Annotated in this window: 11 protein-coding genes and 5 tRNA genes; 12 read left to right on the top strand and 4 right to left on the bottom strand. The window is 73.0% G+C overall.

The window, feature by feature from the left end; genetic code table 11:
* Nucleotides 1–18 precede the first annotated feature (18 nt).
* On the top strand, nt 19–735 hold the full coding sequence (locus OOK31_RS21585) for a thioredoxin domain-containing protein (RefSeq protein ID WP_267088910.1): 717 nt from the start codon (nt 19–21) through the stop codon (nt 733–735).
* Nucleotides 732–1,556 carry a cytochrome c biogenesis CcdA family protein gene (locus OOK31_RS21590; protein WP_267088911.1) on the top strand — a complete coding sequence of 275 codons (825 nt, stop codon included), beginning with the start codon at nt 732–734 and terminating at the stop codon, nt 1,554–1,556. Before OOK31_RS21585 ends, OOK31_RS21590 begins: the two co-directional genes overlap by 4 nt.
* Before the next feature lie 41 nt (nt 1,557–1,597).
* Here OOK31_RS21590 and OOK31_RS21595 read toward each other — a convergent pair.
* The 3 genes from OOK31_RS21595 to OOK31_RS21605 form a co-directional block, all read right to left on the bottom strand.
* Nucleotides 1,598–1,671 (bottom strand) — tRNA-Phe (locus tag OOK31_RS21595).
* Between the two features lie 22 nt (nt 1,672–1,693).
* Nucleotides 1,694–1,767, bottom strand: a tRNA-Asp gene (locus OOK31_RS21600).
* Nucleotides 1,768–1,806: 39 nt separating this feature from the next.
* Nucleotides 1,807–1,879: transfer RNA gene (locus OOK31_RS21605), tRNA-Glu, on the bottom strand.
* Between the two features lie 103 nt (nt 1,880–1,982).
* Here OOK31_RS21605 and OOK31_RS21610 point away from each other — a divergent pair.
* The 10 genes from OOK31_RS21610 (at nt 1,983) to OOK31_RS21655 (ending at nt 11,115) form a co-directional block, all read left to right on the top strand.
* Nucleotides 1,983–2,333: a metallopeptidase family protein gene (locus OOK31_RS21610; protein WP_030225620.1), complete on the top strand. Its 351-nt coding sequence runs from the start codon at nt 1,983–1,985 to the stop codon at nt 2,331–2,333.
* A gap of 26 nt (nt 2,334–2,359) precedes the next feature.
* A complete protein-coding gene (locus OOK31_RS21615; RefSeq protein ID WP_267088959.1) occupies nt 2,360–2,806 on the top strand; it encodes a CrcB family protein in 447 nt (148 codons plus the stop codon).
* Nucleotides 2,803–3,177, top strand: a complete 375-nt coding sequence (locus tag OOK31_RS21620; protein WP_267088912.1) for a CrcB family protein — start codon at nt 2,803–2,805, stop codon at nt 3,175–3,177. Before OOK31_RS21615 ends, OOK31_RS21620 begins: the two co-directional genes overlap by 4 nt.
* 95 nt (nt 3,178–3,272) lie before the next feature.
* On the top strand, nt 3,273–3,902 hold the full coding sequence (locus OOK31_RS21625; protein WP_267088913.1) for a hypothetical protein: 630 nt from the start codon (nt 3,273–3,275) through the stop codon (nt 3,900–3,902).
* Nucleotides 3,903–4,176: 274 nt separating this feature from the next.
* Entirely contained in the window at nt 4,177–6,501 is a 2,325-nt protein-coding gene (locus OOK31_RS21630) for a DEAD/DEAH box helicase (RefSeq protein WP_267088914.1), read from the top strand.
* A gap of 195 nt (nt 6,502–6,696) precedes the next feature.
* Nucleotides 6,697–6,769: transfer RNA gene (locus tag OOK31_RS21635), tRNA-Lys, on the top strand.
* A 326-nt stretch (nt 6,770–7,095) separates the two neighbouring features.
* Entirely contained in the window at nt 7,096–7,857 is a 762-nt protein-coding gene (locus tag OOK31_RS21640) for a helix-turn-helix domain-containing protein (protein WP_267088915.1), read from the top strand.
* A gap of 501 nt (nt 7,858–8,358) precedes the next feature.
* A tRNA-Met gene (locus OOK31_RS21645) sits at nt 8,359–8,432 on the top strand.
* A 170-nt stretch (nt 8,433–8,602) separates the two neighbouring features.
* Nucleotides 8,603–9,772, top strand: a complete 1,170-nt coding sequence (locus OOK31_RS21650; RefSeq protein WP_267088916.1) for a PP2C family protein-serine/threonine phosphatase — start codon at nt 8,603–8,605, stop codon at nt 9,770–9,772.
* Nucleotides 9,773–10,053: 281 nt separating this feature from the next.
* A complete protein-coding gene (locus OOK31_RS21655) occupies nt 10,054–11,115 on the top strand; it encodes a M23 family metallopeptidase (protein ID WP_267088917.1) in 1,062 nt (353 codons plus the stop codon).
* Here OOK31_RS21655 and OOK31_RS21660 read toward each other — a convergent pair.
* Nucleotides 11,105–12,454, bottom strand: a complete 1,350-nt coding sequence (locus tag OOK31_RS21660) for a PrsW family intramembrane metalloprotease (RefSeq protein WP_267088918.1) — start codon at nt 12,452–12,454, stop codon at nt 11,105–11,107. The genes OOK31_RS21655 and OOK31_RS21660 overlap by 11 nt on opposite strands.
* Between the last annotated feature and the right edge of the window lie 15 nt (nt 12,455–12,469).

Genomic DNA, 12,469 nt, shown 5'->3' on the forward strand with positions numbered 1-12,469 from the left:
CCGTACTGGAGCACCCGTATGCCCTCCGCCTCCCGCAAGCCCCTGCTGATCTCCGCCGGGGTCGCCGCCGCCGCGCTCACCCTCGGCCTCGTCTCCTGGCAGGCCACCGCCCCCGACGCCAAGCCCGGCAGGGCCCCGGCCGCCGCGCCCGCCCCCGAAGCGGCCCCCGAACTCAAGGCGCTGGCCCGCCGTGACGCCGGCGACAAGCTCGCCACGGGCCGCCCCGACGCACCCGTCGTCCTCATCGAGTACTCCGACTTCAAGTGCGGCTACTGCGCCAAGTTCGCCCGGGACACCGAGCCCGAACTGGTGAAGAAGTACGTCGCCGACGGCACCCTGCGCATCGAGTGGCGCAACTTCCCGATCTTCGGCGCCGAGTCCGAGGCCGCCGCCAAGGCCGCCTGGGCGGCCGGGCAGCAGGACCGCTTCGCCGCCTTCCACGAGGCCGCGTACGCCGAAGGGGCCAAGGAGAAGGGCTTCGGCGAGGCCCGCCTGACCGAGCTGGCCCGCGAGGCCGGGGTCCCCGACCTGGAGCGCTTCAAGGCCGACATGGCCGGGGAGGCGGCCACCGCCGCCCTGAGGAGGGACCAGGAGGAGGGCTACCGCATCGGCGTCCAGTCCACCCCGTCCTTCCTGGTGGGCGGCCGCCCCCTCGCCGGGGCCCAGCCCCTGGAGGCCTTCACCGCCGCCGTCGCCAGGGCGAAGGCGGAAGCGGAAGCGGCGGCCGGGCGGTGACCGACATCGGCTACCTGGCCGCCCTCCTGGGCGGCCTCCTCGCCCTGCTCAGCCCGTGCAGCGCGCTGCTCCTGCCCGCCTTCTTCGCGTACTCGATCGACTCCCGCTCCCGGCTGCTCGCCCGCACCGGGATCTTCTACGCGGGCCTCGCGAGCACCCTCGTACCGCTCGGCGCGGCCGGTTCGTACGCCGGAAGGTTCTTCCACAGCAACCGCGAGGCGCTGGTCCTCGGCGGCGGCTGGCTGATCATCGCGCTCGGCGCCGCCCAGATCCTCGGCCTCGGCTTCGCCTCGAAGCGGATCTCCGAGCTGTCCGGCCGGATCCGCCCGACCACCGCCCTGTCGGTGTACGCGCTCGGCGCGGTCTACGGGCTGGCCGGCTTCTGCGCGGGCCCGATCCTCGGCAGCGTCCTGACGGTGGCGGCGGTCAGCGGCAGCCCGGTCTACGGAGGCCTGCTGCTGGCGGTGTACGCGCTGGGCATGGCCGTCCCCCTCTTCCTGCTGGCCCTGCTCTGGGACCGCTTCGACCTGGGCCGCCGCCGCTGGCTGCGCGGCCGCGTCCTGCGGCTGGGCCGGCTCGAACTGCACACGACCTCGCTGCTGTCGGGGCTGTTCTTCATCACCCTGGGCGCGCTCTTCCTCGCCTACGACGGGGCGAGCGCCCTGCCGGGGCTGCTGGACGTGGACGACTCGTACGCCGTGGAGCGGTGGGCGGGCTCCGTCGCGGACGCCGTACCCGACTGGGCGCTGCTCGGGCTGGTCGCCGTAGGGGCCCTGGCCTTCGGGCTGAGCCGGTGGCGGCGCGCGGAGCGGGAGGGGTGAAACGCGGAAGGCCCCGTCCGAGGGACGGGGCCTTCCTTCTGTGGCTGGGGCCGGGGTCGAACCGGCGACCTATCGCTTTTCAGGCGATCGCTCGTACCAACTGAGCTACCCAGCCACGAGACTGTTTCCAGCCTCAGCGAACCTGACGGGACTTGAACCCGCGACCTCCACCTTGACAGGGTGGCGAGCTAACCAACTGCTCCACAGGTCCTTGCAATGTGCGAGCACAAGTCTCGCACACGGTAATGCGTACCCCCAACGGGATTCGAACCCGTGCTACCGCCTTGAAAGGGCGGCGTCCTGGGCCACTAGACGATGAGGGCTAAAGGCCCGCCGGGCACTTTGCAGCGCGTCGGGGACGTGAGAAGCATATGGGATCGGAGGAGCTATCGCCAAAACGGTTTCCCCCGGAGCGACAATGGCCGGGTGCTGGAGATGACGCGCGAGGAGTTCGAAGAGCTCGTCGCAGAGGCCCTGGACCGGATTCCGCCGGAGCTGACGCGGCTGATGGACAACGTCGCGGTGTTCGTCGAGGACGAGCCCCCGGCCGACGACCCCGAGCTGCTCGGCCTGTACGAGGGAACCCCGCTGACCGAGCGCGGCGAGTGGTACGCCGGTGTGCTCCCGGACCGCATCACGATCTACCGGAACCCCACGTTGCGGATGTGCGAGGACCGGGAGAGCGTGGTCGCGGAGACGGAGGTGACGGTGGTGCACGAGATCGCCCATCACTTCGGGATCGACGACGAACGGCTGCACGCGCTGGGCTACGGGTGACCCGGCCGGTGCCGGGGGGCGAGGCCATCGACCCGGATGTCGACCTCCACGTCCCCGCCCAGCGCACCGAGCCGCAGGGCCGGGTGCTCGCGGCGGTCGCGGCGGGCGCCGCCCTCGGGGCCTCGGCCCGGTACGGGGTGGGCCTGCTGTGGCCGGCGGGCGGGCCCGGGGCCTTCCCGTGGGCGACCCTGTGGATCAACGTCACGGGCTGCGCGCTGATCGGCGTCCTGATGGTGCTGATCGCCGAGGGCGGGCGCAGTGCCCCGCACCCGCTGCTGCGGCCCTTCGCCGGGGTCGGGGTGCTCGGCGGGTTCACCACCTTCTCCGCCTACGCGCTCGACTTCTCCCGGCTGCTCGACGACGGGGAGGCCGGGCGCGCGCTGGCGTACGCCGGGCTCACCGCCGCGGGAGCGCTGGGCGCGGTGTGGGGGGCGGCCTCGGTGACCCGGCTGGCGGTGCGGGGGCGCGGGTGAACTGGCTGCTGGTGGTCGTGGGGGCGGTGGTCGGGGCCCCGCTGAGGTACCTGACCGACCGGGCGGTGCAGTCCCGGCACGACTCCGTCTTCCCGTGGGGGACCTTCCTGGTCAACGCCGCGGCCTGCCTGCTGCTCGGGGCGCTGAGCGGGGCCGCGCTGGCCGGGGCGGGCTCCTCGCGGGTGACCCTGCTGCTCGGGACGGGGCTGTGCGGGGCGCTGAGCACTTACTCCACCTTCTCCTACGAGACCCTGCGGCTGGCGGAGCGCGGCCACGGCTTCCTCGCCTCGGTGAACGTGCTCGCATCGGTGCTGGTCGGGCTGGGGTCCGTCCATCTGGGCTCGCAGGTGGCGCGGCAGCTGTTCGGATAAGGGGCGTGTCTCTTACGGGGTAAAGGGAGTTGGGCTCATTGACCCGCCCATCGCGGACCCCGCCGCCGTGCTCCGGAGGTGCCCCAGTGCGCCATTTGTCCTCTCTCAGACTGGCCGTCTCCGCACTCGCGGTCGCGGCGACGGCGGGCTGCATGAGCGTCGGCGAGGACGCCGCGAAGCCCGCTCCCGCCGCCTCGGTCGGCGGCAAGGGCGTCGCGGGGGCCGGCGGGGCCGCGGGCGGGGGCCACGGCTCCGGGGTCCACGGCAACGGGCAGGGCGTCAAGGGCGGTACGGGGAACCAGGACGGCAAGGCCGGTGAGCCCGGGAAGGCCTCCGGCGCGACCGGAGCCTCCCCCAGCTCCGGAGCCCCGGGCGGGCGGCCGGGACAGCCCTCGCCGTCGGCGGGGCCGGGCGGCGGGGCGGGCGGCCAGGGGGGCCAGGCGCCGTCCGGCGGCGGCTCGGGTTCCGGTGGAGGTTCGGGCTCCGGGGGCTCGGGTTCCGGTTCGGGGTCGGGTTCGGGTTCCGGGTCCGGTTCGGGTTCGGGCTCGGGGTCGGGCTCCGGGGGCGGGTCGGGTTCGGGTTCGGGATCCGGGTCGGGCTCCGGGGGCGGCTCGGCCACCACTCCGCCCGTCGTGGAGCCGACCCCGCCTGTGACGGAACCCACACCGCCCGAGCCCACTCCGACCGCTCCGGACCCGACCGCCGGGCAGGGGGGATCGGCGTAGATCTGGGGGGATTCGCGGGGCCGCCCAGTGCGGCACGAGGTCCGCACCCTGGGTATTTCCGCAGGTCAGAGGGGTCTGGCCCGGAGTGACTTGCCAGACCCCCAGGAGGGTGCGTATGGTTATAGATCGTTTGATCCCATTGCCCGGCGCCGAATCCGAAGAGCGCCGTGTGGCGCGTACTCTCCCTAGCCGTGGCTGACCGCATTGAGGCGGTCGATTTGCGATTCACGGAGTTTGGGCGCGTGCCGAGACTCCGGAAGGTTTCGCATTTCGCATGTCCATTTCCAGTTCTGACCGTTCCGTCATGCCCGAGAACGACTCCAACGAGATCGTCGACGCCGAGACCCTTGCGGTCACCGAGGCCATGGAGGCCATCGAGGCGGAGGAGATCATCGAGGCCCTTGAGGCCGATGTGACCGCCGAGGCCGACGAGGCTGACGTGAACGACGAAGACGCCGCCGACGCGGAGCCCACGATCACCTTCGGCGACCTCGGTCTGCCCGAGGGCGTCGTGCGCAAGCTCGCGCAGAACGGCGTCACCAGCCCCTTCCCGATCCAGGCCGCGACCATCCCGGACGCCCTGGCCGGCAAGGACATCCTCGGCCGCGGCCGCACCGGCTCCGGCAAGACCCTCTCCTTCGGTCTGCCCACCCTGGCCCGCCTGGCCGGTGGCCACACCGAGAAGAAGAAGCCCCGCGCGATCATCCTGACGCCGACGCGTGAGCTCGCGATGCAGGTCGCGGACGCCCTCCAGCCTTACGGCGACGTCCTCGGCCTGAAGATGAAGGTCGTCTGCGGCGGTACCTCCATGGGCAACCAGATCTACGCCCTGGAGCGCGGTGTCGACGTCCTCGTCGCCACCCCCGGCCGTCTGCGCGACATCATCAACCGCGGCGCCTGCTCCCTGGAGAACGTCGAGGTCGCCGTCCTCGACGAGGCCGACCAGATGGCCGACCTGGGCTTCCTGCCCGAGGTCACCGAGCTGCTCGACCAGATCCCCGGCGGCGGCCAGCGCATGCTCTTCTCCGCCACCATGGAGAACGAGATCGGCACCCTGGTCAAGCGCTACCTGACGAACCCCGTCACGCACGAGGTCGACAGCGCCCAGGGCAACGTCACGACCATGACGCACCACGTCCTCGTCGTGAAGCCGAAGGACAAGGCGCCGGTCACGGCCGCCATCGCCGCCCGCAAGGGCCGCACCATCATCTTCGTCCGCACCCAGCTGGGCGCCGACCGCATCGCCGAGCAGCTCATCGAGGCCGGCGTGAAGGCCGACGCGCTGCACGGCGGCATGACGCAGGGTGCCCGCACCCGCGTCCTCGCGGACTTCAAGGACGGCTACGTCAACGCGCTCGTCGCGACCGACGTCGCCGCCCGCGGCATCCACGTCGACGGCATCGACCTGGTCCTGAACGTGGACCCGGCCGGCGACCACAAGGACTACCTGCACCGCTCGGGCCGCACCGCCCGCGCCGGCAAGTCCGGTGTCGTCGTGTCGCTGGCGCTCCCGCACCAGCGCCGCCAGATCTTCCGCCTGATGGAGGACGCGGGCGTCGACGCCTCGCGCCACATCGTCCAGGGCGTCGGCGCCTTCGACCCCGAGGTCGCCGAGATCACCGGTGCCCGTTCGCTGACCCAGGTCCAGGCCGACTCCGCGAACAACGCCGCCAAGCAGGCCGAGCGCGAGGTCGCCGACCTCACCAAGCAGCTCGAGCGCCTGTCGCGCCGCGCCGTGGAGCTGCGCGAGGAGGCCGACCGCCTCGTCGCCCGCTCCGCCCGTGAGCGCGGCGAGGACCCGGAGGCCGCTGTCGCCGAGGTGGCCGAGGCCGCCGAGGCCGAGGTCGCGGCTGCTGCCGCCGCCGCTGCCGCCGAACTGGCCGCGCAGGAGCGCCGCGAGGAGCAGCGCGCCCAGCGCGACGACCGCGGCAACTTCGAGCGTCGCGACAACCGCGGTGGTGACCGCGACAACCGCGGCGGCGACCGTGGCGGCTTCCGCCGTGACGACCGCGGCGACCGTGGTGGCCGTCCGTCCGGTGGCTTCAACCGCGATGACCGTGGTGGCGACCGTGGTGGCTTCCGCCGCGACGACCGTCCGTCGGGTGGCTTCCGTTCCGGTGGCGACCGTCCGTCCGGTGGTGGCTTCCGTCGTGACGACCGTCCGTCCGGTGGCTTCAACCGTGACGACCGTGGTGGCGACCGTGGTGGCTTCCGCCGCGACGACCGTCCGTCGGGTGGTTTCCGTTCCGGTGGCGACCGTCCGTCCGGTGGTGGCTTCCGTCGTGACGACCGTCCGTCCGGTGGCTTCAACCGCGATGACCGTGGTGGCGACCGTGGTGGCTTCCGCCGCGACGACCGTCCGTCGGGTGGCTTCCGTTCCGGTGGCGACCGTCCGTCCGGTGGTGGCTTCCGTCGTGACGACCGCCCCTCCGGCGGCTTCAACCGTGACGACCGTCCCTCCGGCGGCGGCTTCCGTTCCGCCGGCGCGGGCGACCGCCCGTACGGCCGCCGCGACGACAACCGCCCCTCCGGCTCCGGTTCGACCGGTTCCTTCGGCGGCCGTCGTGACGACAAGCCCCGCTGGAAGCGCAACGGCTGACGCCTGAGCGCCGTCTGACGCGGACTCGGCCCCCACAGCACTCCGGTGCGGTGGGGGCCGAGCCCGTTTCCGGCCTGTTTCACCCGGCGTTCACCCCGCGCACGGCGGTTGGCGGGAAACCGCCCGGGCCACACCCGGCGATACCCGATCGGTCATGAGCCCCTCTCCGGCTATGCTCTGGGGTGAGCACGTGGAGGGCCATTAGCTCAATTGGCAGAGCAGCGGACTTTTAATCCGTTGGTTGTCGGTTCGAGTCCGACATGGCCTACCGCACGCGGGCCCGGGGGACCTCCTCCTGACCTGTGCTTCAGCGCCCCTTCCGGCTTCGGCCGGGAGGGGCGCTCTGCTGCCCGCCCGAGGGCGCCCGTGGCTGGATGTGGTGCCGTGACGGCCGTGGGGGCGGCTACGGGCCCACGGAGCCCCACGGAGCCCCATGAGCGGCCGTCCTGGCCGGGTTTGGCCGCGGGGGAGGACGGCGGACCGCGGAGCGGGCGGCGTCCGGACCGGGCGCGCGAAGCGAGTGCCGCCGTACCATTCATGTAGTTCGTACCAGTCCGTTCGGGAGTGTCCGTGAGTGCTTCGCCCCTTGCGTCCATGGCGCTTCCCGATCTCCTGCGGGCGTGGCGGGCCGAGGCGGGCGTCAAGCTCCGGCGGGACAGGCCGCTTCCGCAGACGGAGGTCGCCCAGCGGATGGGCGTCAGCGAACGCTGGTACCGGGGACTGGAGAACGGCGTGGCCGTCTCCCTCACGCCGGAGGTGCTGCGCAGGCTCGCGGACGCGCTGGAACTCGGACCGGACGAGCGGATGGCCCTGCACGGCAAGGCGCTGGGCGGTGCGGCCCTGGTCGCGCCGGAATCGATGGCCGACCCCATACCGGCGCTCAGCCGGCTCATCGCGGCGCAGCGGAACCTGCCGGCGTACCTCACCGACCACGCCTGGAACATCCGCGGCTACAACGGCCTGATGGCGGACTGGTTCCCGTGGGTCACCGAGCCCGGCGCCAATCTGATGCGCTGGGCGCTGACCACCGAGGAGGCGCGCGCGCAGCTGGGCGACTGGCGCGGGCACGCCGAGGTGTACCTGGCCCTGCTGCGGTTCGCGCTGGTCGGGCATCCCGAGGACCGGGAGCTGGGGGACCTGCTGGAGGAGACCCTGCGGGATCCGGAGACCCGGCAGGTGTGGGACCGGGGGCCGCGGGTGGTGGCCTACCGGCAGGGACACCGCTACCGGCTGTCCCTGCCGCACGTTTCCCCGGGAGAGCTGGTCGTCACCTCCCAGGTCCTGGTCCCCGCGTACCACCAGAGCATCCGCTGCGTCGTTCTGGTCCCCGTGGACGACGCGACGTCCGTGCTCTGAAATCCCCGCGCCCCCCGGCGCCCGTTCCCCCTGTGTTCCCCCTGAGCCTCGCGGCCCCGGTCCCGGCCCCTTCCCCCGTGGAGGAGCCGGTGCCGTCACTCTGGCATGCGGTCATCTGCGTGTACAGAGGCAAACATTTGCCGGATTCGATGAATGGGCGCATTCATGGGGACCGGTGGAAACGCGCCGGTGAAGGGTCTTCACGAGTCATCTGTGCGGCAATTTCTTGCCGGTTGACGGAGGCGTGGCCGGATGTCAATGTCGTGCCTGTTCCGTTGTGTGCTGTTCCGTTTCGGAAACGGCAGGCAACCCGGGGCGGGGCATTCGTGGATCCCCCGCGGCCTGCGCCCCGACGGCGCGGGAGGCCCGGCCCTACCGGCCGAGCCTCCCGCCGCCGCCGTCTTTCAGGGCCCTGACCTGCGGTGATGTGGGTCCATGGGTGGGGCGGGGCGGTAATTGGCGGAGGCCGTCCCCCGGATGACGTAGAGTTGTGTTTACCGACGCGGGGTGGAGCAGCTCGGTAGCTCGCTGGGCTCATAACCCAGAGGTCGCAGGTTCAAATCCTGTCCCCGCTACTCAGTACGAAGGCCCGGTTCCCTTGTGGAACCGGGCCTTCGTCGTTTCCGTTGTCCCTTCTGCGGGGCCGAGGGCGCCGTCACTCGATCGGCCCGGCCGGGTCGCCGTACGACGGCCCGTGCCGCCAGCCTTGAGGGGGCGAGGCGGGACCGGGCGGCAGGAGAGCAGCGTGGTGGGGCTGGGCCGGCAGGGAAACGGCGCGAGCACGCCCGGTGGCGGTGCGGCCCGGCGGGTGGTGCGGATCCTTCCGGTACTGCTGATCCTCCTCGGCTTCGTCTTCGACGTGCTCACCCCGCCCAGCTTCACCGGTTCCCCCTTCTTCTCCGCCGCGCCGCTGATCGCGGCCCCGCTCTTCACGTTCCGGCTGACCGCGCTGACCGGGGTCGCCGCCTCGCTCGCGGTCGTGGCGCTGCACTTCCACAACGGCACCAGCTGGAAGGCGGAGGCCCTGACCGAGCTGGTGACCGTGCTCACCGTGTCCGGGCTGGCCCTGCTCATCAACCGGGTCGTGCGGCGCAGCGGCGAGCGGCTCGCCTCGGCGCGGGAGATCGCCGAGGCCGCCCAGCGGGCCGTGCTGCCGACCCCGGCCGAGCGGATCGCGGGGCTGGAGGTCTCCGCCCGGTACGAGGCCGCGCAGGCCGACGCGTCCATCGGCGGGGACCTCTACGCCGTCCAGGAGACCCCGTACGGGGTGCGGCTCGCGGTGGGCGACGTACGGGGCAAGGGGCTGGGGGCGGTGGAGGCCGTCGCCGTGGTGCTGGGTGCCTTCCGGGAGGCCGCGGAGACCGAGCCGACCCTGGAGGGGCTGGCGCGGCGGCTGGAGCGCGCGCTGGCCCGTGAGGGCGTCCGGCGGGACAGTCTGGACGCGGTGGAGGGGTTCACCACCTGCGTACTCGGTGAGATCCCCGCCGGGGCCCAGGTGTTGCGGCTCGTCAACCGGGGACACCCCGAACCCCTGCTGCTGTACGCGGACGGTGGCCTGGCGGTGCTCGCCCCGGCCGAGCCCGCGCTGCCGCTGGGCCTGGGCGAGCTGTCGGCCGGGACGGCGGACCGGGTCGGGGAGTGGGCCTTTCCGGCGGGCAGCACCCTGCTGCTGTTCACGGACGGGCTCACCGAGGCCCGGGACACCGCCGGGGCCTTCTACGATCCGGCCGCCCGGCTGCGCGGGCGGGTCTTCCCCGGGCCGGACGGGCTGCTCGACGCGCTCAGCACCGACGTGCGCCGGCACACGGGCGGCGGGGCGACCGACGACATGGCGCTGCTGGCGGTGGGCCGGCCGGGGGAGGGGCAGCCGGAGCGGCGCCGGACGGTGCCGGTGGTCCGGCGTGACGGTCTGTAGCGCAGGAGGCGCTCTCCGCAAGGGGATTGACGGGCCGTCATTTTGCCACTGTGGCTGAAGTGATGCGTGGGTGGGCAGGTATTTGCCCGAGTTGGTGGCATGGTGAGGTCAATGTCCAGGCCAAGGCTGTTCGGTGGGTGGCCGATTGGCGTTAACGATCAGTCGCAACAGCTTGGAATCACTCCCCCGCGTCTATTACCGTTCGATAACGCAGCGCGGTCGTCCCAGCCGTCGCAAGAGACGGCGCCGTGCGCGTTCCCGCTCATGAGGAGTGTGCCCCGGTGGCCTCCAACTCGCCTGCCCACGAAGGCATCGACGTCCAGGAGACGCCCACCGCCGGAGCCTGGGGAGAGTGGAACCCCACCGAGGACTCCGCCCGCCCCCCGCGCGGCAAGCACCGCGTCCTCAAGCCGCGCGGCGGACTCGCCCGCAGCTCGACCGTGCTCGGCGTCGGCGTGATCGCGGCGGTCGGCGCGGGCGGCATCGCCACCGCGCAGGACCGGCCCCAGGTCGCGATATCCATGCCCTCGCTCCCCGACCTGCTCGGCGGCGGACACGACTCCGACGGCGCCTCGCGCACCGCCGGCGTCCCGCAGCAGGCCGCCGCGCAGGCGGAGCAGGCCCAGGTGGCGGAGCAGGCCCAGGCCGACGCGGGCGAGGCGCTGCGCAACCGGATCCTCCAGCAGGCCGAGTCCCAGCAGGACGTCACCGACGCCCAGGCGCGGGCCGAAGCCCAGCGGGCCGCGAGCGAAGCCGCCGCCCAGGAGGCCCGCAGCCAGAAGGAAGCCGCCGACAAGGAGGCCGAGGCGGTCCGCGCCGCCGCCGAGAAGGCCGCCGCCGAGAAGGCCGCCGCGGACAAGGAAGCCGCGGAGAAGGCTGCCGCCGAGCAGGCCGAGACCAAGGCCGCGGCGGGCGGCGGAGCCGGGTCCGGGTCCGGGAAGTCGACGGGCGGGTACTCCCTGCCGACCTCCGCCTACACCCTCACCTCGCACTACGGCGACTCCGGCTCCATGTGGTCCTCCGGCTACCACACGGGCCTCGACTTCGCGGCGCCCACCGGGACCCCGGTCAAGGCCGTCGGCGCGGGCCAGATCATCTCCGCCGGCTACTCCGGCGCCTACGGCTACCGGATCGTCCTCCAGCTGGAGGACGGCACCCAGGTCTGGTACTGCCACCTCTCCTCGATGTCCGTGACCTCCGGTTCCGTCGGCGCGGGCGAGACAATCGGCCGGGTCGGGGCCACCGGCAACGTCACCGGAGCCCACCTCCACCTGGAGGTGCGCAAGGGCGGCTCGACGGTCGACCCGCTGGCGTGGCTCAACTCCAAGGGCCTCAGCGTCTAGAGGCCGACAGGGCCGGCCGCCTGGGCGCCGGGACGGGCGCCGGTACCGGGACCGGTACGGGTACGGGTGCCGCTGCCGGTGCCTGGAGCGGTACGGGTGCCCGGAGCGGTGCGGTGGCCGCCGGTACGGGGGCCGGGGTCGGGGTGCCGAAGCGCTGGGGCAGGAGTTCCTCCATGACCGCGGCCCGGGCCAGTGCCGGTGCGGCCGTCGCCCGGCGCAGCCAGAGCGCGCGCAGCAACTCCCGCTCCCGCGCGGTGAAGTCCGGCCCCAGGGACGGGCCCGCCCGGCGGGCCTGGCGGCGCAGCAGGGCCAGGGCGGCGGCGTCCGCCGCGTACCGGGACACCGCGCGGGCGGCGGGACGGCCCCCCGTGCGGCGGGCCAGGGCGCGCGCCAGTGACCGGGCCGGCATCGAAGCCAGGGCCGGCACCTCCGCCGGACCGAGCCAGCCCGCGCGGGCGTACACCGCCAGCTCGGCGGCGACGGCCCGCAGCCGGTGGCGCCGCATCCGCACGGCGAGCCACAGCAGCAGCCCGAACGCCGGGACCATCACGCAGCCGTAGACCAGGTAGAACCCGTACTCCCCGAAATGCGAGGAACCGTTCCACAGGGCGTGCGCGCCCATGGCGAGTCCCAGACCCAGCAGCGGCAGCGCCGTCCTGCGCGCGCGGCGGGTGCTGAGAGCGGCCGCGCCGAAGCCGAGGCCGGTGAGCACCGTGAAGAGCGGGTGCGCGAACGGCGACAGCACGACCCGTACGAAGAAGGTCGCCGCCGTCACCGAGTCCAGCACCCCGGTCCCGTCGGCGAGGTCCTCCTCGAAGGCGTTGCCCAGGTAGAGGATGTTCTCGGTGAAGGCGAAGCCGGTGGCGGTGAACCCGGCGACCACGAAACCGTCGGCGGGGCCGGTGAACTGCCGTCTTCGGAAGAGGAACACGAGCAGCAGCGCCGCCGCCTTGACGGTCTCCTCCACGAACGGGGCGATCGCCACCGAGCCGAGCTGATCCGCGGCCGAGGGATCGGTGGTGGCCTCGGATATCCACTCCGTGGCGAAGCTGTTGGCCAGTATCGCGATCAACGCGGCGGTGCACGCCCCCCAGCCGAAGCAGAAGAACAGCTGCCGCCACGGGGCCGGCGCGGCCCGGCCGAGCCACCGGAAGGCCGCCATCAGGGGCGGCACCGGCAGCACGGCCAGGCCGAGGCCTACGAAGAACCCGGCGGTGCCGGTCTGCTCCCGTACGAGTTCCAGGATCGCGATCCCGGTGGCGGTGAGCAGAGCGACGAGCACGCACGCACGGGCCGGGCCCGGCAGGCGTGCGAGCACACGGGTGAGCGCTCGGTACACATGATGACCCTACCG

It is taken from the genome of Streptomyces sp. NBC_00249, assembly GCF_026342355.1.
In the GTDB taxonomy this organism is placed as follows: domain Bacteria; phylum Actinomycetota; class Actinomycetes; order Streptomycetales; family Streptomycetaceae; genus Streptomyces.

What these genes read in the sequence shown, in the direction of transcription:
- OOK31_RS21585 (WP_267088910.1), top strand. Translation starts at nt 19, where the DNA reads ATGCCCTCCGCCTCCCGCAAGCCCCTGCTGATCTCCGCCGGGGTCGCC.
- OOK31_RS21630 (WP_267088914.1), top strand. Translation starts at nt 4,177, where the DNA reads ATGTCCATTTCCAGTTCTGACCGTTCCGTCATGCCCGAGAACGACTCC.
- OOK31_RS21640 (WP_267088915.1), top strand. Translation starts at nt 7,096, where the DNA reads ATGGCGCTTCCCGATCTCCTGCGGGCGTGGCGGGCCGAGGCGGGCGTC.